This window comes from Natronorubrum texcoconense (assembly GCF_900100335.1).
Classification (GTDB): Archaea; Halobacteriota; Halobacteria; order Halobacteriales; family Natrialbaceae; genus Natronorubrum; species Natronorubrum texcoconense.
This window is the reverse complement of record NZ_FNFE01000003.1, coordinates 208,745-230,973: the sequence shown is the minus strand read 5'-3', so window position 1 is coordinate 230,973 and position 22,229 is coordinate 208,745. Positions and strand designations below refer to the sequence as shown.

Annotated in this window: 23 protein-coding genes; 12 read left to right on the top strand and 11 right to left on the bottom strand. The window is 64.1% G+C overall.

Going from position 1 to position 22,229, the window contains the following annotated elements; translation table 11 throughout:
* Positions 1-179: 179 nt before the first annotated feature.
* The 4 genes from BLT08_RS11625 to pyrB all read right to left on the bottom strand — a co-directional run bounded on the left by BLT08_RS11625 (position 180) and on the right by pyrB (position 4,330).
* Positions 180-1,352 (bottom strand): hypothetical protein, encoded by a 1,173-nt coding sequence (locus BLT08_RS11625; protein WP_090306910.1) that lies wholly within the window; start codon positions 1,350-1,352, stop codon positions 180-182.
* 280 nt (positions 1,353-1,632) lie between these two features.
* Entirely contained in the window at positions 1,633-2,472 is an 840-nt protein-coding gene (locus tag BLT08_RS11620) for a hypothetical protein (protein WP_090306907.1), read from the bottom strand.
* Between the two features lie 429 nt (positions 2,473-2,901).
* Entirely contained in the window at positions 2,902-3,414 is a 513-nt protein-coding gene (gene pyrI, locus BLT08_RS11615) for an aspartate carbamoyltransferase regulatory subunit (protein ID WP_090306901.1), read from the bottom strand.
* Entirely contained in the window at positions 3,401-4,330 is a 930-nt protein-coding gene (gene pyrB / locus BLT08_RS11610; protein WP_090306896.1) for an aspartate carbamoyltransferase, read from the bottom strand. The genes pyrI and pyrB overlap by 14 nt, the downstream gene beginning before the upstream one ends.
* A gap of 275 nt (positions 4,331-4,605) precedes the next feature.
* Between pyrB and BLT08_RS11605 the strand changes: the two genes are divergently transcribed.
* Positions 4,606-5,232 (top strand): RAD55 family ATPase, encoded by a 627-nt coding sequence (locus BLT08_RS11605; protein WP_090306892.1) that lies wholly within the window; start codon positions 4,606-4,608, stop codon positions 5,230-5,232.
* A 67-nt stretch (positions 5,233-5,299) separates the two neighbouring features.
* Here the strand turns inward: BLT08_RS11605 and BLT08_RS11600 are convergent, their stop codons facing one another.
* The gene (locus BLT08_RS11600) at positions 5,300-5,749 is read right to left on the bottom strand and encodes a DUF7344 domain-containing protein (protein WP_090306887.1); all 450 of its coding nucleotides are present in this window, start codon (positions 5,747-5,749) and stop codon (positions 5,300-5,302) included.
* Positions 5,750-6,030: 281 nt separating this feature from the next.
* On the opposite strand from BLT08_RS11600, the gene BLT08_RS11595 reads away from it, so the two are divergent.
* Both BLT08_RS11595 and BLT08_RS11590 read left to right on the top strand, forming a co-directional pair.
* The gene (locus BLT08_RS11595) at positions 6,031-7,164 is read left to right on the top strand and encodes a DUF7504 family protein (RefSeq protein WP_245724201.1); all 1,134 of its coding nucleotides are present in this window, start codon (positions 6,031-6,033) and stop codon (positions 7,162-7,164) included.
* An 87-nt stretch (positions 7,165-7,251) separates the two neighbouring features.
* On the top strand, positions 7,252-9,339 hold the full coding sequence (locus BLT08_RS11590) for a hypothetical protein (protein ID WP_090306880.1): 2,088 nt from the start codon (positions 7,252-7,254) through the stop codon (positions 9,337-9,339).
* 21 nt (positions 9,340-9,360) lie between these two features.
* Here BLT08_RS11590 and BLT08_RS23610 read toward each other — a convergent pair whose 3' ends face one another.
* Positions 9,361-9,495: a DUF7503 family protein gene (locus BLT08_RS23610; RefSeq protein WP_281245266.1), complete on the bottom strand. Its 135-nt coding sequence runs from the start codon at positions 9,493-9,495 to the stop codon at positions 9,361-9,363.
* Between the two features lie 333 nt (positions 9,496-9,828).
* The gene (locus tag BLT08_RS11585) at positions 9,829-10,791 is read right to left on the bottom strand and encodes an FKBP-type peptidyl-prolyl cis-trans isomerase (protein WP_090306876.1); all 963 of its coding nucleotides are present in this window, start codon (positions 10,789-10,791) and stop codon (positions 9,829-9,831) included.
* 94 nt (positions 10,792-10,885) lie between these two features.
* On the opposite strand from BLT08_RS11585, the gene cyaB reads away from it, so the two are divergent.
* Complete coding sequence (cyaB, locus tag BLT08_RS11580) at positions 10,886-11,443, top strand: class IV adenylate cyclase (RefSeq protein WP_090306873.1); 558 nt, start codon at positions 10,886-10,888, stop codon at positions 11,441-11,443.
* A gap of 125 nt (positions 11,444-11,568) precedes the next feature.
* Positions 11,569-12,774 (top strand): methionine adenosyltransferase, encoded by a 1,206-nt coding sequence (locus BLT08_RS11575; protein ID WP_090306871.1) that lies wholly within the window; start codon positions 11,569-11,571, stop codon positions 12,772-12,774.
* A 33-nt stretch (positions 12,775-12,807) separates the two neighbouring features.
* Here the strand turns inward: BLT08_RS11575 and BLT08_RS11570 are convergent, their stop codons facing one another.
* Positions 12,808-13,491, bottom strand: coding sequence for a DUF4336 domain-containing protein (locus BLT08_RS11570; protein ID WP_090306867.1), 684 nt, complete (start codon positions 13,489-13,491; stop codon positions 12,808-12,810).
* A gap of 228 nt (positions 13,492-13,719) precedes the next feature.
* Between BLT08_RS11570 and BLT08_RS11565 the strand changes: the two genes are divergently transcribed.
* The 6 genes from BLT08_RS11565 to BLT08_RS11540 all read left to right on the top strand — a co-directional run bounded on the left by BLT08_RS11565 (position 13,720) and on the right by BLT08_RS11540 (position 18,676).
* The gene (locus BLT08_RS11565) at positions 13,720-14,949 is read left to right on the top strand and encodes an MFS transporter (RefSeq protein WP_090306864.1); all 1,230 of its coding nucleotides are present in this window, start codon (positions 13,720-13,722) and stop codon (positions 14,947-14,949) included.
* A gap of 149 nt (positions 14,950-15,098) precedes the next feature.
* Positions 15,099-15,584 carry an ester cyclase gene (locus BLT08_RS11560; RefSeq protein ID WP_245724200.1) on the top strand — a complete coding sequence of 162 codons (486 nt, stop codon included), beginning with the start codon at positions 15,099-15,101 and terminating at the stop codon, positions 15,582-15,584.
* 102 nt (positions 15,585-15,686) lie between these two features.
* On the top strand, positions 15,687-16,865 hold the full coding sequence (locus tag BLT08_RS11555) for a tRNA sulfurtransferase (protein WP_090306861.1): 1,179 nt from the start codon (positions 15,687-15,689) through the stop codon (positions 16,863-16,865).
* A gap of 55 nt (positions 16,866-16,920) precedes the next feature.
* Positions 16,921-17,583, top strand: coding sequence for a helix-turn-helix domain-containing protein (locus BLT08_RS11550; protein ID WP_090306856.1), 663 nt, complete (start codon positions 16,921-16,923; stop codon positions 17,581-17,583).
* Positions 17,584-17,665: 82 nt separating this feature from the next.
* Complete coding sequence (locus BLT08_RS11545; protein ID WP_090306853.1) at positions 17,666-17,872, top strand: hypothetical protein; 207 nt, start codon at positions 17,666-17,668, stop codon at positions 17,870-17,872.
* Positions 17,873-18,031: 159 nt separating this feature from the next.
* Positions 18,032-18,676 carry a DUF5804 family protein gene (locus BLT08_RS11540; protein ID WP_090306849.1) on the top strand — a complete coding sequence of 215 codons (645 nt, stop codon included), beginning with the start codon at positions 18,032-18,034 and terminating at the stop codon, positions 18,674-18,676.
* Positions 18,677-18,709: 33 nt separating this feature from the next.
* On the opposite strand, the gene BLT08_RS11535 is transcribed toward BLT08_RS11540, so the two are convergent.
* The 3 genes from BLT08_RS11535 to BLT08_RS11525 all read right to left on the bottom strand — a co-directional run bounded on the left by BLT08_RS11535 (position 18,710) and on the right by BLT08_RS11525 (position 21,631).
* Entirely contained in the window at positions 18,710-19,360 is a 651-nt protein-coding gene (locus BLT08_RS11535; protein ID WP_090306845.1) for a hypothetical protein, read from the bottom strand.
* A 123-nt stretch (positions 19,361-19,483) separates the two neighbouring features.
* Complete coding sequence (locus BLT08_RS11530; protein ID WP_090306840.1) at positions 19,484-20,461, bottom strand: PLP-dependent cysteine synthase family protein; 978 nt, start codon at positions 20,459-20,461, stop codon at positions 19,484-19,486.
* A gap of 117 nt (positions 20,462-20,578) precedes the next feature.
* The gene (locus BLT08_RS11525) at positions 20,579-21,631 is read right to left on the bottom strand and encodes a Leu/Phe/Val dehydrogenase (protein ID WP_090306836.1); all 1,053 of its coding nucleotides are present in this window, start codon (positions 21,629-21,631) and stop codon (positions 20,579-20,581) included.
* Positions 21,632-21,791: 160 nt separating this feature from the next.
* Here BLT08_RS11525 and BLT08_RS11520 point away from each other — a divergent pair, with 160 nt between their 5' ends.
* The gene (locus tag BLT08_RS11520; RefSeq protein WP_090306831.1) at positions 21,792-22,163 is read left to right on the top strand and encodes a TlpA family protein disulfide reductase; all 372 of its coding nucleotides are present in this window, start codon (positions 21,792-21,794) and stop codon (positions 22,161-22,163) included.
* Positions 22,164-22,229 lie beyond the last annotated feature (66 nt).

Here is a 22,229-nt window from a genome sequence, read left to right as displayed (position 1 = left end):
ACCAGTTCTTTTTGGTCGACCGGACCACGACTGCTGACCAGCTGCTCGAGGAGACTCCCGTCTCACGAGATCTCGTACGTTCCGACGTCTCGATCGGTCGATCGCATCAAAAACAATCGATATCTGAAACTGCTGGCGGCACGTTGTCACCCGGCGTGTGAGGTCAGTCGCGAGCGTCGCTACTCTTCCTGTTCGTCGTCCTCGTCGTCGGTGTCGTCCCGTCCTCGCTCGGCAGCGCCCTCCATGTCGTCCTGTGGCATCTCCTCCTGGTCGAAGTCGCGGTCGATCGCCTCGTCTGACGAGTCGAACTCGCCCGAAGACGAGCCACCGTCGTGCTGTCTCTGAGCGATCGGCTGTCGCTGCCGACCCCGTTCGGACTCATGTTGGTCCGTCTCGATTCGCTGTGAGTACTGCCCTCGTTCGTTGCGAGGCTGCGACGGCTGCCGTCGCGGCGTCGACTGGTCGAACTCCCGACCCCGATGGCGGTGTTCTTGCTCGCGTCCTCGAGTCGGTCGGTCGCCGTGTTGCTGTGGCTGTGATTCTTGGTGTGTCTCGTGGCCGAACTGGCCCTGCTGGGTGCCCGCGTCGGTCGGCTGAGACTGAGCTTCGCGGTGCTGGGGCTGAGACTGACGTCCAGCGTGAGACTGGGGTTGCCGGTCGGACTGGCTGCCGGGGCCCATCTGCTGGGACCGTTGCTGGCCGATCGATCCAGACGCTTCGCCGCCGTACGTCTCTTCCTGTGAGACCCACTCGCCCGTCTGCGGGTACTGCTGGCTCGGCTGGTGGGTGTGCTGTCCCATCTGCTGGCTGGACTGTGGCTGGCCGCCCATCTGCTGATCCGATTGCTGTTGTCCGCCCGGCTGCTGGTCGCTCATCTGACCGATCGACCGCTGGTCACCCATCTGGCCGCTGAACTGCTGTTGACCCTGTTGTCCGGATCGATACTGACCACCAATCCGCTGCTGGCCCGACTGCCCCATCTGTTGCTCGGACTGGTGCTGGCTGCCCATCTGCTGACCCTGTCCCGACTGGGGCTGCGTAGCCGCCTGCATTCCCTTCTCCATCGCGCGTTCCATCTCCGGCGCGACGGCCTCGAGCCCCTGCAGATAGCTCTCCATCATCGATTGGGTGAACCGCTGGCCCGGGAACCCCTGCATCATCGACTTCGTGATTTCGACACCCTGTCTCTGGGCCGTGTCCTGCCACTGCATCGCGCTCAGGGTCATTCGCGCGATGTTCCGCTGAAGATCGATCGCTTGTTCGATGGTCGCCTGCCCCTGATTCATCGTCGACTGCTGGAGCTGTTCGGTCGGTTCGTGCCGGGACTGTTGGGATTGCTGGTTGTCTCTCATCGGAAATCACTCGAGGATCGTCGATCCTCGCTCACCCAGCAGGGAGACGGAGGCTCCAATAAAGGTCGCCGTCAGTTCCACGGAGAAGAGCGACACCAACTTCTGAAACGACGCCCACCGCTCGAGCGACGGTTCGAAACGACGCACAACGATCGAGAATCGTGAGACTCGCTTTCGAGGTGTACGGGTCCCGCGCGATCGCGGGGGACATCGCGTATCGCTCCGTGCGGTGATGGTGTTCGGCGGAGTAATAGCTGGTTGACGACGCTCGAGTGACCGTTCAGGAGTCCGACTCCGGATCGCCGTGGGTGACGCCGTCGCGTTCGTCGGCACGCATGCGTCGCAGCGCTCCCCGGGCGTTGCTCGCCTCGTAGCCGAAAAAGACGTCCTTCCCGTAGGCGTCGGCGACCTCGGTGGCGTGGATCAGGTTGTCGATATCGATGTTTACCGCGTACAATTCGATATTAAAGGGCGTCTCGAGCGCGCTCTCGAAGCCCCGGGCGATCGTCTCGAGCCAGTACGTCGTCTCGTAGGCCATGTCGTACAGCGGGACGACGAACTCGTCGACGTGTTCTTCGAGGGCCTCGAGGTCGATTCCCGCTCGCTCGTAGAGGTGGCCTGGATAGGGATCGGGGTAAAGTGTCATGTAGACGGTGCCGGGGATGCGGTCGACGGCTTCCTCGACGAATTCGGTGATAACGCTCGCGCGCCACTCGAATCGGTCGTCGAACTCGCTCGCTTTGAACGACTCCTCGCAGACGCCGCAGCGACAGTACTCGGCGCGCGGGAAGCCGATGTCGTCGAGACGAACGTCTTCGTTGGCCGCGACGCAGTCGTCGATGATATCGAACAGGCCCTCGCGGTAGTCCTGCCTGGAGGGGCAGATGTACGCCCAGTCGAAGTACGTCCGATCGCGCGTGGCCGGACGTCCGAGGTCGTCGACGGCGACCAGCGACGGGTCGGCGTCCGCGGCGGCGTTGTCGCCGAAACAGGACACCATGTTCACGCCGTCTTCGATCGGTTCGGCGGACCGGCCGGTGACGTCTTTGACCTCGTAAAAGCCGCGGTCGAACTCCGGCCAGCGGACTTCTTCTGCGTTACGCGTGACGACGCCGTACATACTGTCGGGTACGGCGCCGCATCCGTAAGCCGTTCGGAATCGAACGGTTCTCGGTAGTAACAACTGAAACGATTTACACACTGATCGCACAGTTCGCGGATCGTTCCTCCCCGCTTGCTTTGCCGCGGTTCTCGCTCACTTCGTTCGCTTCGAACCGCGCTGCCCTCGTGCGATCAGGTGCGCATTGACTTTCAGTGGTTACTATATCTTACTCGACTGGGTCGTACTCGACCTCTTCGATATCGACGTCGGAGGAGCCGCTGAGTACGACTTTCCAGAGGACGGCGATAACGAACAGGGCGACCAGGACTTTGACTGTACGAGACATGTACAGCTAGACACTACATTGCAACCCACTTAGATATTCTGGATAGTTTTCTAGAAATGAAGAACGGTTCACGGGTTCCAGTCGCCGACGCTGTACTCCCCTCAGGTGTCGATCAGTGACGCGATCTCCTCGCGAACGATCGTTCCGCAGTACGCACAGCGCACGCCGTCGTCGAGCACCTCGAACTGGGACGTGACCGGTTCGTCGCCGGTCGTGATACAGCCCGTGTTGGGACAGGATAGCACGTCGTCGACGATTTCGGGGCGGTCGACGCGGTGTTTCTCGATCACCTCGTAGTCGCGGACGATGTTGATCGTCGCGTCCGGCGCGATCAGCGAGAGCACGTCGACCTCGTCTTGGCTGAGCTCTCGCCCTTCGACCTTCACGATGTCCTTGCGTGCGAGTCGATCCGACGGGACGTTCATCCCGACCGAGAGCTCCTCACCCTCGCTGCCGTCGATGCCGAGAATCGCCAGCACGTTCAGCGCCTGCCCCCCGCGAACGTGGTCGATCACGGTGCCGCTGCGGATCTTGCTGACGCGCAACTGGTGGTCGTCGCCGCCCTGGGAATCGCCGCCGTTCGCGGGCTCGTCGCGTCCGTCACTCATCGCCATCACCTCCCTCCTGCAAGAACAGGTCGAGCAGCGCCATCCGCACCGGCACCCCGTTGTGCGCCTGCTCGAAGTAGGCCGCGTACTCGGTCTCGTCGATCGCCGGCGCGATCTCGTCGACCCGCGGCAGCGGATGCATGATCGTTAGGTCGTCGCTCGCGGCCTCGAGCGTCTCCATGTCGATCTGGTACTCGCCGGCGACCTTCTGGTACTCCTGCTCGTCCGGGAACCGCTCGCGCTGGATGCGGGTGACGTAGAGCACGTCGAGCGAGGGGAGCACCTCCTCGAGCGAGTCGTGTTCGCGGATGCCGGCGCCGTCGGCCTGATGGAGGTCGTAGACGACCTCGCGGGGCAACTGGAGGCTCTCGGGGCTGACGAAGTGCTGGCGCGCGTCGAAGTTCGTCAGCGCGTACGCCAGCGAGTGGACGGTCCGGCCGTACTTCAAGTCGCCCATGATTCCGATGGTGAGGTCGTCGAGACCGGCGTTCTCGCGGATCGTGTAGAGATCGAGCAGCGTCTGCGTGGGGTGGTGGCCCGCGCCGTCGCCGGCGTTCAGCAACGGGACGTCGACGAACTCGCTGGCCATCGTCGCTGCGCCCTGTTTGGGGTGGCGCAAGACGAGCGCGTCGGCGTACCCTTCGATGACACGGACGGTGTCGGCGAGCGTCTCGCCTTTCTTGACGCTCGAGGATTCGACCGAACCCATGTCGACGACGTCGCCGCCGAGGCGTTTCATCGCGGTTTCGAAGCTCATCTTCGTCCGCGTGCTCGGTTCGAAAAAGAGCAGGCCGAGCAACCGGTTCGCGTGACGGTCGGCGACGGCCGACGGATCGGCGTCGATCTCGGCCGCCCGGTCGAGGACGGTCTCGATGTCCGCCCGCGAAAGTTGTTTACTCGTGATGAGGTGATCGTGACGCATTCGTTCGTGTTAGCTCTTGGCGCCCCCTTGAATCTCTCCATTCGGCGTCGCCGGCAGACCCCGGTAGGACCAGCTTCTCTCAGAACCAGCCGACGATCGGTTCGGCGTACACCGTGACCCCGCAGAGCCCATTGGTGGCCGCGCCCGCATCGCCGCGCTCGGACGTCAGCAAAGAGCTGTCCACCGGTATATTTACAGCGCAAACTGACTTGTTTCTAAGAATTGATTCGAAGCCAAAGAGTTATGCGGGCGGTGTGGCTACTGATCACAATTGTATGGTCGGTCGACTGGATACCGGGATCGACGTGCTGGATCGGAAACTCGACGGCGGGTTACCGCCGGGGTGTATCGTCGCGTACACCGCCCAGCCGGCCAGCCAGTCGGAACTTCTCCTGTACGAACTCACGGCCGCCCGCGGCACCCTGTATCTCTCGACCGAGCGCTCCGACGACGCCGTCCGTCACGCGATCGAGGCCTCGCCGTCCGAGGTCGGCAGTCCGACCGTCCGCCACGTCACCAGCGACGACCCGCTCGAGGAGGCGACCCGTCTCATCGGGGCCCTCCCCGACGGGGCTAACCTCATCATCGACACGATGGACGTCCTGGAACACGCCGACACCGACGAGTACGTCACGTTTCTCAACGAACTCAAGTCGCAGATGCTCGAGACCGGTTCGATCGCGGTATTACACTGTCTGGAAGGCGACGACGTACCCGCCGGGCGGACGCGGACGATCCACGCCGCCGACGCGGTCTTCGATCTCCGGACCAAGACCGCCGGCAGCGAACTCGAGAACCACTTGACGATCCCCAAGTTCCGCGGCGGCGCACAGCCGACCGAGGCGATCAAACTCGAGTTGACCGAAGAGGTGGCGATCGACACGAGTCGGGACATCGCCTAACCGAACCCGACAGCCTGGGTGCCACTTGCCCGCATCTGCCGGGCGAGCGGGCCAACGACGGCGGTCGTCAGGTTCCGTTCGTCTCGGACTCGTCGTCCGTGGCCGACCCGTCGATCGACTCCAGGGAGTGACAGCACTCGAGGAGTTCGTCGAACAGCGCCGGGGGCGAAGACCACCTGATCGCCCCGCTCCGGTGGTCGTACTCGACCAGCTTTCGATCCGTCAGTTTCGGCAGGTGGTTGTGGTAGAGATCGATGAGGACGGACTCGCGCCGTTCGGCGGAGATTCGTTCCGCAGACACCCCCGCTTCGTTGGCGGCGATCGTCGCCGCTAACGACTCGAGGCTGGCGACCTCGTGATCGCTGAGGTAGTACAGCACGTCGCGCCGGCGCTGGTGACTGAGGAGGACGAGCAACTCGTCGATCGGAGACTCGCGTTCGGATCGGGTTGGGGGGTCGAAGCGGCGGTCAGGCGTCGAGGATCGCCCGCCCGTATCCTCCGGGCTGAAATCGACCATATATTCGTAGCCAGTCGCGGGACGGCAATAAACGTACTAGGAGAATACCGGATCGGCGTATCCGAAAGGAAGAGAGACGAGCCGACACGACGTACAGTGTTTCTGTCCGATTTGTAATTATCACTGTGTGTGTCTGCCATGAAACTATGCGCGAACTATTCGTACGCGCCACGCCTACGCAGGTCCAGATGACGAAGGATACCTCTCGGGACGGGAGGGACCAATTCTCCCGTCGCCGAGTGATGGACGGGGGAGTGCAGATGCGGTCCGGTGTGGCGGTGGTGAAACGGATCGCGGACGAAACCGGCGTCTCACCGATGGAACTCCCACAGTTGAACGAGACCGTCGATCCTGACGCGCTCGACGCACTCCTCGACAGCGTCGAGCGATCGAATCGCGGCGCGTGGCCGGTCGTCACGTTTTCCTATGCGAACCGGCGCGTTCGGCTGACCGCCGACGGCCGAGTGACTCTCTCCGACCCGGACGAGCCGTCGGCGATCGGCGACTGGTCCCACGTCTCCGACGTCGACGTCGCCCGCGAGAACGACGCAACGGTCCGAATCGTCTCGGCGATTGCCGTGCACACCGACCACGATCGGGCGTACGTCCGGTCGGCGATTGCGGACACCATCGATCTCGACGCTGTCGTGCGACTCAACGCACACCGACGGAACGGCGTACCGCGATCGGGTGCGACCGTCGCGTTCTCGACGCTCGGATACGACATCGTCGTGCGACCGGACGGAACGATCGCCGCCGGCTCGACGCTCAGGCGACTGAAACGGGTCGGCGGCAACGTGCTGGTCGTCGGTGCCGTCCCGGACGATCTCGTCGACGTCGCGAGCACCAGACTCCTGGGCGACCGGGGGCGCGATCGCCACCACCTCTTCGCCTTACTCGACCGCGATATCGACGCCGTCTGGACGCGGTTATCCCCCGGCGACGCGTCAAACGCACACGTCGTCGACTACGCGGCAACCGCACGGTCTGCCGCGAGCGCCCAACCCAGCATCGATACCGATACGACGCCCAGTATCGTCGCCGAGCCCGACGACATCGACGGTCTCGAGGAGGCCATCGATTCGACGCTCCGAACGATCACGGCAGACGAAACGGAGTCCGGCCCAGCGACAACCCGTCTCTGCGTCGACTCGTTGCGCCCGATCATCGAAGACCGAGACATCGAGGTCGTCGAGCGGTTTCTCGAGTCCGTCTGCGGGTCGGTCAAAGCGGCCTCGGCGCTGGGACATTACGTCCTTCCGATCGAGCGGTCGTCGGACGCCGTCCGGCGACTCGAGGCGTCGTTCGACGCGACGGTCGAACTCCGCGTCGGGGAGTCCGGCGCCGAACAGCGCTGGCACCTCCACGAGAGCAACTACACGACCGACTGGTTCGCGCTCCGCGACTCGCGGTAGCACCGTGACGACCCGACCGGCCCGTCGACGGTCGCTGATCGACGGGAGCGAACGATCCGAAGCCGACGAGACGACGATCCTCGACGAATGACACTGACACCCACGTTCCAGCCGGCCGACGACAGACCGGGGCTCACGGTCGTCGACCCGATCGAGAACCGACAGTGCCCGATTCAGACGTCGGGACGGGTTACGCCGACCGCGGTCGAAACGGACGACTTCTCCTTCCCGGTCGACGCTGCCGTCGCGGTGACGACCGAACGACTGGTCCTCCCCTTCGTCGTCCCGACCTACGTTCGCGATCCGGAGGGAGAGATGCTGCTCGAAGCCGAACACTACGCCTACGAGACGCTGCCCGACGGGACGTACCTCGTCGAGTTGATGGCGCCGATCAAACTCTACATCCGCGTCCACGGCGAGTTGACCATCGCGTCGTCCGACGATCGCTTGGCGTTTTACTTCGGCGAGGCGACGACCGTCCGACTGGGTGCGCGGTCGCGCCACGAACGGCCGGCGACCACGGTCGAGACGACCGCCGATCCGAACGATCTGGCTCGTGCCGTGTCGACCTTCGGCTCCGCGCTAAAGACGACGAGTCCCGAACGCTCGCTGCCGTCGTTTCGGGGACACCCGCCCCGCCTCGCGCTGGCCGACGACGTTCGAATTCCCGACGGGCTCGAGACCCCCGACACCGGCGTCAGAATCGTCGTTCCACCGGAGCGGGCGGCCCTCTATACGATCTGCCCGCTCGCCTACTACCTCGGCGCGACGGTCGAGACGGGGAGTCGGCCGCGTGTCGAGACCGACCGCGGCTTCGAGTACTCGTTGGATCACTCCGCGTACACGTTCGATGGGCTGGTCGACCGCGTTCTCAAGCACGTCTTCTTTATCGACTGCGTGACCCGAACGGAGGGGCTCTATCCGGTCGAACTGTACGAGCGCCAGCAGGTCGCGGACCGCCTCGAATTGGCGTTCGACGAGCTCTACGAGCAGTCGCTGGCCGATCGACTCGCCACCGCGCTCTCGATCCCGTTCGACGCCGTCGCGGATCTCGTTCCCCGGTGGCGGCTGGTCACGTACACGACGTCGGCTCCCGAGAACGCGGCCGCGCTCCCGTATCTGGCGTACGAACTCGCGAGCGTTCGGTCGCTGCCAGCGACCCCGGAGCCGGCCACGCCGCCGACGATTCCGAGCGAGATCGAGGCGTTCACCAGATCGACGCCCCGTTCCGGCAGCGGCGAGTCGTCGGTCGACCGAGGCATCGATTCGTACGTCTCGATCCCCGAGGTCGACGCTTTCGAACGGGCGTGGCTCGGCGACGGCGTTCCGATCGGTGCGAACAAACTCCTCCAGGCCGGCTTCGAGAACGGACTCGAGGGCACCCCCTCAGGCGACGGCGTCGAGGTAACTATCGTCTGTAACGACGAGCGAATGGCCGCCGAACTCGAGGCGACCGACGACGGGCTGTACGGCGACCGCGAGGAACTCCCCTTCGACGCCACCGTCCATCGGGACGTCAGCGGCGACGAACTGCGGCGGCTCTTCGCCGCGGACGTCGACTTCCTCCACTATGTCGGCCACGTCGAGGACGACGCGTTCGTCTGTCGCGACGGCGCGCTCGACCCGAGTACGCTCGCGGACGTCGGCGTCGACGCCTTCCTCATCAACGGCTGTCGCTCGTACGAGATCGGAGCGCGAGTGATCGAGAGCGGCGGCGTTGGAGGCATCGTCACGCTTAGCGAGGTCGGGAATCAGGACGCGATCGCCGTGGGACAGTTCGTCGCCCGACTCCTGAACAACGGGTTCACGCTTCGATCCGCGGTCGCGATGGCGCGATCGTACCGACTCGTCGGCAACCAGTACATCGTCGTCGGCGACGGTGGGCTGGCCGTCGGTCAATCCGGGAGCATCGTTCCGAACAGTTGCCGTATCGAGTCGATCGACGACGAGCGTTATCGGCTCTTCGTCCAGCTCTACCACGTCGACAGCGGCGTCGGCGCGCAGTACATCCCCTACCTCGACGGCATCGATCGACACTATCTCGCGGGCAAGGAACTGCCCCCGATCGACCTCCCCGGAGACGCACTCGCTCGGTTTTTAGGACTCGAGGAGATCGCGGTCGAGTTCGACGGTGAACACTGCTGGTCGACTGACGATCGGTTCACGCTGTTATAAGAACAAAATTCGTTTCGACTCTCAGTACGTTCCGCCACCGTTTCCGGCGACGGCGGTGCCGGCCTGTGAGAGTAACACGCACGCGGCGAACAGGACGCCCATCAGTCGGGGATGCTCGGCGAAGAACGCTCGGATCTGGGATTTGCTTTCGGACATTGCGACCGTTCCTTGATCGAGGGAGATAATATAATTAACTCAAGGTATATGGCACCGAAGTAATTAGACCTTACACGTACCGGTGAAACAACTTAGTGTTTATTCCGTGAACGAAAGAGGATTACTTCAGTAGGTCCGCCGGGTTGTGCGATCTAACCGAACGACATTACGGTCGGCTACCGAGTAACCAGCGCTTACAGGTCGTAATGGGGTCCGCTGGCCGCGGGAACTGGGACGCGAGCCGATCCGATTCTGCGGCCCGAACGCCGATTGGATCGGGAGCGCCAGTGCTCGAGCAGCGAAAAATACGAGAATCGAACCGAACGGGCGAATTTACTCTTCGGCGCCTTCGAGCTCTTCGACGATTTCGTCGGCGTCGACGTCGGCGTCCTCGAGGGCCTCCTCGATGTCGCCGCCGCCCATGCCGCCCATACCGCCCATCATGCCGCCCATACCGCCCATGCCCATCCCGTCGATGGTCTCTTGGACGATGACGCGGTCGACACCGATCTGGTCGATGATCTGCTGGCCGATCTGCTGTTTGCCCATCATCCACTGCTGGTTCATGGTCATCTGGGGCGTGGCCTCGAGGTAGACCGTCTCCTTCTCGACGGTCTCGGTCTCGAACTCGGGTTCGGCGTCCTCGTCGTCCTCGTCGGGTTCGACGGGAACCTCCTCCTCGACTTCGTCCGTCTGGATCCAGAGTTCGGGCTCCATCCCGAGGTACATCTCGAACAGGCCGGCGGCCTGCTGTTCGCGGTCGTCGACTTCCTCGAGAATCTCGTACTCGTACTCGACGTCCTCGCCGGCCAGCGGGTGGTTGAAGTCGACGCGGGCGCGGCCGCCGATGATCGTGCTGATGTAGCCCTGCTGGCCGTCGACCTGCACGTTCGCACCGGGGTAGCGGTCGTCCTCGTCGATCTTCTCGGCGCTGACGGTCTGGACGTCGTCGGGGTCGTGCTCGCCGAAGGCCGCTTCGGCGGGGATCGTCACGCTACCGGAGTCGCCGGGTTCGCTGCCGACGAGCGCGTCTTCGACGCCCTCGAAGATGTGACCCTCGCCCAGGACGATCGTTCGCGGCTTGAACTCCTGACCTTGGTCGTCGACACCCTCCTCCTCGGCGACGTCGGGGTCGGTCGTGTCGACCAGCTGGTCACCCTCCGCGGTGTAGGCGGTGTAATCGATCTCGACGAAGTCGCCGTGTTGAAGCCCCTCGGCTTCCTCGGCGCTCTCGTCTCCTTCTGCGTCGGCGTCATCGGCCTGCTCCTCGAGCTCGGCCTCCTGTTCCTCGGTCATACGTTGTACGTCCCGCCGTCTACATTTAAGGTACACGTTTTCACGCGAGACGGAGAGCGACCGATACTTACGACCCCCTTTCGTGGCTTCAGCCATGTACGAAGTCGAAGTGAAGGTCCCCGCCGACCTCGAGGCGGTCAGGAGTCGGCTCGAGGCCCACGATGGAACCCGCGAGCGGGCCATCGTCCAGGAGGACACGTACTACGACGCGCCCCACCGCTCGTTCGTCGAGACCGACGAGGCGCTGCGGATTCGTCGGGAGTCGAATCCCGAAGCTGGCAGCGACGAGACGCGTATCACGTATAAGGGACCCCTGCTGGACGAGGAGTCCAAGAGCCGCGAAGAGCACGAGACGGCGGTCGGCGACGGCGAGACGATGGACACTGTGTTGCGGAACCTCGGCTTCGAGCCCGCCGCGACGGTCCGCAAGGAACGCGAGCGCTTCGCCCTCGAGAACGACGAGTACAGCTACACGGTTACCCTCGACTCGGTCGACGACGTCGGCGAGTACGTCGAGGTCGAGACCGAGGTGGAGACGGAAGCCGACCTCGAGTCGGCGCGCGACGGGGCGTACGGCGTCCTCGAGCGACTCGATCTCGATCCTGACGAGCAGCTTCGAACGTCGTATCTGGGGCTGTTGCTCGAGTCCTGACGTCGCCGGGTCACGTTCCACGGACGTATCCGACGTTCGAACGCCCGACCCGTATTACCTCCAGACATTTTCGTTTCGGTTTTGTTTCCGCAAGTTATAGAACGCCTGTCCCCCAATTCCCGGTAATGAGTGAGCGGAACATTCGGGTCGAGCCGATCGACCGTCAGGCAGTAGAGGATCAGGAAGTCGAGATCGTCGAGCGGAAGGGGATCGGCCACCCGGACTCGATCTGTGACGGAATCGCCGAGGCCGTCGCCGGCGCACTGGCCCGCGAGTACATCGACCGCGTGGGCGAAGTGTTGCACTTCAACACCGACGAGACACAGCTCGTCGCCGGCGAGGCCGCACCTGCCTTCGGCGGCGGCGAAGTCGTCGATCCCATCTATCTGCTGATCGTCGGCCGCGCGACCAAACACTACGAGGGACAGGCTATCCCCGCCGAAACCATCGCGCTGCGCGCTGCACGCGAGTACTTAGCGGAGACGATCCCACAGCTCACGTTCGGCGAAGATATCGTCGTCGACGTCAAGCTCGGCGAGGGTAGCGGCGACCTGCAGGAAGTCTTCGGCGAGGACGAAGTGAGTGTCCCGATGGCCAACGACACGAGTTTCGGCGTCGGCCACGCGCCCCTGACCGAGACCGAACAGATCGTCCTCGAGGCCGAACACCGACTCAACGGCGAGTTCGCCGAGAAGAATCCGTACGTCGGCTCGGACGTCAAAATCATGGGCAAACGCGAGGGCGACGAGATCGACGTCACGGTCGCCGCGGCGATGGTCGACGAGCACATCGCTGACCTGGACGCCTATATCGACGCCGTCGAGTCCGTCCGCGAGTTCGTCGAGGAGGTCGCGAACGAACACACCGACCGCACGGTCGACGTCCACGTCAACACGGCCGACGACTACGACGAGGGTTCGATCTATCTCACGGTGACGGGCACCTCCGCCGAGCAGGGCGACGACGGCTCCGTCGGCCGCGGTAACCGCGCGAACGGCCTCATCACGCCCAACCGCTCGATGTCGATGGAAGCCACGAGCGGGAAGAACCCGGTCAACCACATCGGGAAGATCTACAACTTACTCTCGACCGAAATCGCCGAGGAGGTCGTCGGCGAGGTCGACGGTATCCGCGACCTGCGCGTCCGACTGCTCTCCCAGATCGGCCGCCCGATCGACCAGCCACACGTCGCCGACGTCCACGTCGTCACCGAAGACGGCGTCGCGCTCGGCGACGTCGAGGACGAGGTCAGAGCTATCGTCGACGCCGAACTCGCCGACGTCACCGGAATTACGCGCAGCGTGATCGACGGCGAACTCACCACGTTCTAAGCGTCGGCGCTGGGAGTCGCGTTTTTCCAGCCGTTACTCGAACAGCCAGTCGTAGCCCTCGAGAACCGCGCGTTTTCCGCCGGTCTCGAGTATCTCGCCGTGACCAGGCACGACGCGGTCGAAGTCCCACGCGAGGACGTCACGAATCGACCGTCGAAACGAATCCTCGTTTTCGATCGTGAGCCGGAATTCGATCGGCGGACCGATCCGCTGGTAGATACGTAGGGCACGAGCGACGAGGCGGGTCTTCAGCGGGCTGCGCTCGCCGATGTGGAAGCCGACGTCGCCGAGGATGAGCGTCCGGCTCGGCCGGTGGAAGTAGGCGATTTCGGTGAGCCACCGATGACCGACGACGGCCACCTGATCGATGTCGGTTCCCCACCGCGGATCCGGCGTGTCGCCGAGTAGGTGATCGAACCGCAGATCGGACCGCCGTGCGGGAAGTCCGGGGGCGGCCAGCAGTTCCGCGTTCGGATACGCAGCCCGGTACTGCTCCATGTAGAGGTGACCGTGGAGTTTACTCGCCGGCGCGACGAACCGCACCTCGCCGAGGTCGTCGAGCGTCGCTTTCAGTTCGGGGGTTAACTCGGCCGGTGACTGGACGAAGAGGCCGCCGCTCGAGAGCTTCATCACGGACATGATTCGGCCGAGTTCGACGCCGAAGAATCGGAGCGATTCCTCGTAGGTCCAGAACCGGTCTCCGCGCTGTGTGAGCATCGTGTCTGTTCTGTCACCGAGACAACGTATATAATGGATAGGCGACTCCGAGCGACTGGGACCGGGCGGCTGCCGATTCTGCACCACAGTCGGTAAACTCTCGAGAGCGTCCCGAGCGGGTCGATTGCGCCACGATAGATCACCGGTTTCGATAGGCCCTTTAGCCAAAGCCCCGTTCGCTCAACCGAGCGAGTTACGGATCGAAACAACATTCGAGAGCGAACGCCAGTGAACCTCCCCTCTGCCAGTTCGAACCGGATCGTCCTCGCCGTCGTCGCGAGTACCTTCTTCGTCGGCTTCGGCGGCGGCGTCATCTTCCCGATCCTGCCGAATCTGGGCGAGGTGCTGGGTATCTCGGCGTTCATGGTTGGACTCATTCTGAGCGCGAACCGGTTTACACGCCTCGTAGCCAACGCGCCCGCCGGAGTGCTCGTCGACCGGATCGGCACCCGAAAACCGTTCGTCGCGGGGCTGGCGATCGAGGGCGTCGCGACGTTCATGTACGTCGTCGCGATCCTCTCGCCGATGCCCGAGTTCTGGTTCATGGTCGCCCGCATCCTCTGGGGGATCGGCAGCGCGCTCGTCTTCGCGACCGCGTACACGATCACCGCCGACGTGAGCGAGGCCGACTCGAGGGGGACCAGCATGGGCATCGTCCGAGCGGGCATCACCTTCGGTTTCCCCGCCGGACTCGTCCTCGGTGGCGTCGTCAGCGACGTCTGGGGAAACGTCGAGGCGTTCGTGCTCGCCGCGTCGTTCGCCGGCCTCGCGAGCATCATCGCCTACCTGATCGTCCCTGAAACCCACGTCGAGGAGGAACAGACGTCGGTCAAGCCCTGGGACGTCGACGTGAGCGTCCCGGCGCTGACGATCGGGCTCGTCAACTTCGGGCTCTACTTCGCGTACATCGGCGTACTCTTCTCGACGCTCGTGTTGCTGCTCGACGCCCGCGCGATCTCCATCTTCGGACTCGACGCGCAGGGGTCGTCGGGGATGCTGATGGGACTGACGGTGCTAGCCGGCGCGGTGTTCACGCTGGGCGGCGGTTACCTGAGCGACTCGGTCGGCGCACGCGTTCCCGTCATGATCGGCTTTCTAGTTACCTCCTGTATCGGCTTCGCGATCCTGGCGTTCGGCTCGAGTTTCGAGGTGCTGGTCCTCGCGTGTCTCCTGATCGGCGCCGGACAGGGCGGCGTCGGCGGGCCGCTGACGGCGTTGCTCGCGGATCTGACGCCGGAGGAGCGCGTCGGTCGCGCGATGGGGACGAACAACGTCCTCGGCGACGTCGGAGGCGGACTCGGCCCGCTCGTCTCGCTCCCGCTGGTCGACGTCGTCGGCTTCGAGATTATCTACGGCGTCAGCGCGGTCGTCCCGATGCTCGCTGGCGTGGTCCTGCTCGTCGGGATCTACTCCCACACCGGCCGTCTGAGTCCGACGATCAGCGAATCGGTCAGCTAGCCGGCACGACGGGGGCAGATCACGGTGGGAAGGGTTAACGCTTCGAAGCGCTTCTAGGCGTGTACGTTCTCGTCACTTCGTGGTGCACTCGAGCGACTATCCTCCCTCAAGAGCCCGCGACCAACCTGGACGAGCACTGAATAAACATCATGGAAGTAGAAGCCATCCCCCAGCAGAACGAACGCATCGTCCGCGATTACGTGACCGCACTCTGGCAGGACCACGAGTTCGAGAGGGTCTCGGAGTTCGTCGACGACGCGTTCACGTACACGGATCCAATCCTCTCGGAACCAGTTCGCGGGCCCCGCGAATTCCGCGAGTATCTCCGGGAGACCGAGACGGCGTTCCCGGACTTTCACGTCCTCCCCGAGTCGGTCGTCGCCGACGACGACGTCGTGCTGGTAGAGTGGACGCTCACGGGGACCCACGACGGGCCGCTCGAGGGCATTCCGCCGACGGGCCGCCAGCTGATCCTCAGGGGAATGTCGACCGTCCGACTCGAGGATGGCAAGCTGACTACCGGCCGAACGTACTGGGATACGGCGGACGGAAACGCCCAGCTGGGACTCGCGTTCCCGGCGGTCGTCGGGCAGCTCCCGAAGCTGGCCTACCGAAAGCTCACCGGTCGGCGGTAGCTCGCGGAGCGTCCGTTCGAGACGCGAGCTGACTCAACCCCGCGACACGGCTCGCGTCCGTCCCTCGTAATCCCCTTATAGCCCCGCCCGTCTATTCCGCCTATGCACCCGCCGGGAGCCGACACCGTCCTCCTTCGTCACGGTGACGTCAACACCAAGAGCAACACCGTCAAGCGGTACATGGAGGAGATCCTCGTCGAGAACCTCGAGGCCCTGCTGGCCGACCGCTCGATTCCCGGCGACGTCGAACGGCGGTGGAACCGACCGCTGATCCACACCACCGAGGAGTCCGTCGCGGCGGCGACTGCCGCTGCAACGGACGCGTTCGGGGTCGTCTCCGCGAGCCCCGCGCTGACCGTCGGGACCGAAAAGGAGCGCATCCTCGAGGCCCTCGTCGAGACGGCTCGCGAACGGTACACCGGCGGAACCTTCGCGGTCGACGCCCGACGGGCCGACAAGACGCTCCCCTACGACAGCGAGGATCTGGCCCGCGAAGGCGGGACGGCTATCTGGAACGCCGTCGAGGACGAGTTCCAACCCGAAGTCGATCTCGACGATCCGGACATCACCTTCGGCGTCGAGGTACGCGAAGAGTTGGCGTTCGTCTACCTCGAGCACGTCCCGGGACCCGGCGGGCTCCCGCTCGGTGCCCAAGAGCCGGTGATCGCGCTGGTCAGCGGCGGCATCGACTCGCCCGTCGCGGCCTACGAGATGATGAAACGCGGCTGTCCCATCGTGCCGGCGTACGTCGATCTCGGCGCCTACGGCGGTATCGACCACGAGGCGCGCGCGATGGAGACTGTCCGAAAGCTCTCGCAGTACGCACCCAACTTCGACACGCAGGTGTACAAGATTCCGGGCGGCGAGACCGTCGATCTACTGGTCCGAGAGATGGAACAGGGCCGAATGCTCTCACTCCGTCGCTTTTTCTACCGGGCCGCCGAGACGCTGGCCGAACTCGTCGACGCGAACGGGATCGTCACCGGCGAGGCCGTCGGCCAGAAGTCCAGCCAGACCGTCCGGAACCTCGGCGTGACAAGTCGCGCCGCTCGCCTGCCGATTCACCGACCGCTGCTCACGCTGGACAAGCAGGATATCGTCGCGAAGGCCCGCGAAATCGACACTTACACCGACTCGACGATCAACGCCGGCTGTAACCGGGTCGCTCCCGACCGCGTCGAGACGAACGCCCGGCTGGAACCACTCTTGGAAGCGGAGCCCGACGACGTACTCGAGCGCGCCGAAGAAGCCGCGCGAAACGCCGAACTGGTCGAGCCGTAGTCCCGCTTGTCGCCACGATAGCAACGGCTACGGTGGTGGCGCGGATTGAATCGGTATGAGCGTCATTCTGGAGTTTTCCATCGAACCGGAGGAGTTCGTCCTCGGGCAGGCCCTGTCGAGCACGCCCAATGTCTTCCTCGAACTCGAGCGCATCGTCCCGACCGAGAACGACGTCATGCCGTTCGTCTGGGCGACCGGCGACGACCTGCCGTCGTTCGAGGCGACGGTTCGAGAGAGCGAGCACGTCAAGGAGCTGTACGCCGTCGACAAGGTCGGCGAGAGCGGCCTCTACCGGATCGAGTGGGAGGATCACGACAACGACGACCTGCTGGCGGGCATCGCCGCCACGGAGGCGACCGTCCTCGAGGGCCGCGCGAACGGCGTCTGGATGTTTCGCCTGCGGTTCAACGATCACGAGAAACTCACGACGCTGTACAACTATCTGACGGATCACGAGATCACCGTCCACGTCGAACGAACGTACACGCTGACCGAGGACTCGGATCGCGGCCACCGCTTTGGCCTCTCCGAAGAACAGCGCGAGGCGCTCGTCCTCGCACTCCGAAACGGCTACTTCGAGACGCCGAGCGAGGCCAATCTCGACGAACTGGCCGTGGAGCTCGACATCACCCGTCAAGCGCTTTCCGATCGGATTCGCCGGGGCAACGAGAAGGTCCTCCGGCGGGTCTTGTTATCGTCTGTCGCGGATTTCGACTAAGTAACCCACCCCACTAAAGCGAATTGACCGGTCAACGACCGACTATTCCGTTCTCCAGTGACTACCCGCTCGATAGAAGCGCATGAAGGACGCCGATCACCGATTTCAGGACTGGCTTTCGTGTCCGGCTTGTAGTGGAGACACGGACGCCGGGATTCTCGCCCACGAGACCGATATCGTCATCGAATGCTACGACTGCGGCGCAACTTCTGAGTTCACGATTGGACAGGACGTTCCGGTCAGCAACCTCAACGTCGATCACATCGCCAGGTTCGCGACCGACGACTGAGACGGATTGCGCTGTACCGATATACCGGTGCAACCGCAGACGGATCACGGTTGCGTCGGAGATGACTGACAGTACTCCGTACGAGTGACCGCGATTCGGAGACCAAGGGGCTGGCGGAGAGCGAAACCCACATTACACCGACGCACCGAGGGAAGACCAGTGACGCGCGTCTGTCTCATCGGGACGCCCGACTGCAACCTCCAGTACGAACTCCTCTCCCGGGAGACGTCCCGCGAGGCGCTCTCGACGTACGACCTCGAGCGCCCCTTCGAGAACTCGATCGCCCTCCGGACGGTCAGCGTCGGCGCCGCCGTCTCGCTGTTGAACGACCTGAACTGGTATCTCACCCGCTTCGTCGACGAAGCGCTCGTCCAAGAGCCCAGCGTCAGCGACGACGAGTGGCTCTCGCGGCCGCTCGCTACGGAGCTCCGCAACGGGGCCGTCGAATCAGCCGAGACGGCCGAATTCTGCAAGATCTACGGGCTCGAGCGAGTCGGACCGGAGCCGGACGGGACGGAACAGTCGAGCGCGGCGAGCGACGGTGGGACCCCGGCCGGGGCGGCGACGGCATCGGCCGAACCGAGCGATCCTGACGGAACGAGCGACTCGAGCACCGACGACTCCGACGCCAGTGCCAACGGGGAACCCGACTCGAGCGATACTGCGGGGTTCGTCGGCTCGCAGTGGCGTCTCGTCGAACCGCTGTACGTGCGCCGAACCGACGGTGATCTCCCGGAGTACGACCTCCGCGACGTCGAGGAGACGCTGGTCGTTCGACTCACCGAAGCCGAACACGCGCCCTGAACTGCCCTGTCGGTCCAGAAATAGTACGCCCGATCAGGACTCGTCGCTATCGCTCTCGACGTCGATACTCAATTCGTGTGTCTCGCCGTCAGCATCGTCGATCGTCACCGACGCGCTGGTCGCGGGCTCGCCGTCGAACGTCGCGCGGACGAGTTGGCCGACGGCGATCATCTGCTGTCCGCACAGTTCGTCGTCTTCCGATTCGTCGATCACCGCTGCTTCGAGCGACAGTTGCGCGTCGCCGTCGTCCGAGTCGTCGGTCTCCTCGAGCGTCACGTCCTCGAGTGCCATCTTGTAACAGAGGTTCGGCGCGTCGCTCTCGAGGGCGAGCAGTACCGACTCCTCGAACAACGTCTCCTCGACGAACTCGGGGATCACGTCGTCGACGAACTCGTGGTCGTCGAGCCATCTGTCGGCGCGGTCCGCGCTGGTGACGAGCGTCGCTTCGGGCTCCATCGGCACGTCCGCGTGGTCGAAGCGCACGTTGGCCGTAGTCTCGAGATCCCCAGTCGCGGTGGATTCGGTCTCATTATCACCGGATTCCGGGTCGTTCCCATCGGAATCGTCGTCGTCCGTCGGGGTGTCTTCGCTCGTCGAACTGCCGAATTCGTCGAGACAGCCGGCTGAGAGGGAGAGTAGGCCGGCGCCGGCACACAGCAGCGTTCGTCTGGAGGATTCTGTCATCACTGGAGACATAGACGGAGACGGGTAAAGTACGTTGGCTAAGGTGAAAGAGCGATTTTGGCGTTGGGGCTCGCGGTTTCGTCGGTCGGTCAGCCAGGGGTTGTCGCCCCGCTCGAGGGGCTCTCAGTCGAACAGGCCCGTCGAGAGGTATCGCTCGCCGCTGTCCCAGAAGACGGTAACCACGAGCGGGCAGTCGTCGAGTTGTTCGCCGCCGTCCGGCTCCGGCGTCGCGACGGATTCGTCGAACGCGCCCGGCACCTCCGGACAGTCGAGGGTCGGTTCGGCGATTTCGCGAGCGATCTTTTGTGAGACCAGACTCGTCGCGCCGCTGGACTGGCCGACGAGGACGCCCTCCTCGCGGGCGAGTCGGCGACACTCGTTCTCGGCGTCCGCGAGTTCGACGGTCTCGACGCGGTCGATCAGGTCCAGATCGAGGTTATCGCTGACGAAGCCGGGACCCATTCCCTGAAAATCGTCGTCGCCGGCCTCGCCCGTCGAGAGCACCGCGTTCGTCGCCGGTTCGACGGCGATTACGTCCATTTCGGGAAACTCCTCCCGGAGCCGTCGGCCGGTTCCCGAAATCGTGCCGCCGGTGCCGACGCCGGCGACGAAGGCGTCGATCTCGCGGTCGCCGACCTGTTCGATGATCTCCGCACCGGTGGTCCGGTAGTGCGCCTCGGGGTTCGCCGGGTTCTCGAACTGGCCTAGCTGGATCGCACCCTCCGCCTCGAGTTCGTCCGCGCGTTCGCGGGCCGTTTCCATGTTACCGTCGACTAACTCTAGGTCGGCGCCGTAGGCGGCCATGATTCGGCGACGTTCCGCCGATTTGTCCGACGGCATCACGATCGTCAGGTCGTAGTTTCGAGCCGCACAGACCAGCGCGAGACCGATTCCGGTGTTTCCGCTGGTCGGTTCGACGAGCCAGTCGCCGGGCTCGATCGTGCCGTCTCGTTCGGCCGCCCGGATCATCTGGAGGGCCGGCCGATCCTTGGCCGAGCCGCCGGGGTTGAAGGATTCGACCTTCGCGGCGACGGTTGCGCCTTCCGGCGAGTCGACCTGGACGAGCGGCGAGCCGATCGTGTCCAGGATGCTCCCTTTCATTGGCAACCCCTAGGAAGTCGAGCCATAAACCGATGCTGGACACTGGCAGGACGTGCCGGTGTATCGGACGCCCCCGTCGATACGGTCTCGAGACGCGATCGACGAAATGAAGTCGAGTTACGAAAGAATCGTCGGCGTCCGTTCGCCGCCTTCGATTCGGTTTTTGGCGTACGCGTCGGCCGCGTCGAGCACCGTCGTGTCCCGCTCGTCGGCGAGTTCGATCATCTCGAGCAGTCGATCTCCGAGCGCGGCCGCCTCCTCGTAGGCTTCCTCGCGGGTACCCCCGAGATACTCCTTTGCGACCGTGATCAGTCCGGCGCCGTTGATCACGTAATCCGGCGCGTACAGGATGTCCTGCTCCCGAAGCACGGCCGCGTGTCGCCGTTCGGCGAGGATGTTGTTCGCCCCGCCCGCGACGATGTCGCAGTCGAGTTGCGGGATCGTCTCGTCGTTGACCACGCCGCCGACGGCACAGGGGGCGAAGACGTCGCAGGACTGGCCGTAGACCGATTCTGGCTCGACGGTTTCGACGTCGTACTCCTCGGCGAACGCCTCGACGGCATCGTCGTTGACGTCGGAGACCGTCACCGAGGCTCCGTCGGCGAGCAGTTCCTCGGCCAGCGATCGGCCGACTTTGCCGAGCCCCTGAATCACGACGTCGCGGCCGTCCATCGACCGCGTTCCGTAGACGGACTCCGCGCAGGCTCGGACGCCGTGAAAGACGCCGTGGGCCGTGATCGGCGACGGATCGCCCAACCCGTCGCTCGTCCCGACGACGTGGTCGGTCTCTCGAGCGATGACGTCCATATCCTCGACGCCCGAGTTGACGTCGACCGACGTGATGTATCGGCCCGCGAGACAGTCGACGGCCCGGCCGTAGGCCTCGAACAGGGACTCGCGATCGATCTCGTCGGGATCGCCGAGAATTACCGCTTTTCCGCCGCCCAGCGGGAGGTCGGCTGCGGCCGCCTTGTACGTCATCGCGTGGGAGAGACGGAGCACGTCCTCGAGAGCGGCATCTTCAGAGGCGTAATCGAGCATTCGCGTCCCGCCGAGGCTCGGTCCGAGCGTCGTGTCGTGGATCGCGACGATCGCCTGTAGCCCGGTTTCGGGGTCAGTGAAGTACGATACTTGTTCGTGATCCGAGTGATCGCTCGAGTCGAATACCATAGGTATAATACTTGCGGTTAGTGTGAAAATTGCTTCGGACTGTCGATCGCGGTTTCAACCTGTCTCTTCCGGTACGATATCTCGGACGAGCGCCGTCGTTCCGAGCGAAACGCCTGCCACAAACACCGTCGTTAAGCCCCCGGACTCACTACCCCCAGCTATGAGTCTCGAGACCATGCAGCCGAACCCCACGTGGGACGAGGCGTCCTACCAGGAGGCTGTCGACACGCTCGCAGCGCACGACGACGAACTGGTGTACAAGGTATGGGGCGGCGACTGGTGTAAGGACTGTCGGAAACTCCTGCCGGATCTGGGGGCCGCACTCGAGGCCGCCGGCGTCCCAGACGACCGCATCGAGGAGTACGCCCTCGACGAGGACAAGCAGGGCCCCGGCGTCTCCGAGTACGACATCGAGTACATCCCGACCGTCGTCGTAGAGACCGACGACGGCGAGGAGATCATCCGATTCGTCGAGTCGGAGGACCTCCCGCCGGCGATCTGGTTAGCGAAGCAACTCGAGGAAGCGCTGTAGACTCGACTCGATATCGACGTTTCGGTACCGTCGTTCCGTCTCCTCTCGAGTGACAGCAGTAGCAAC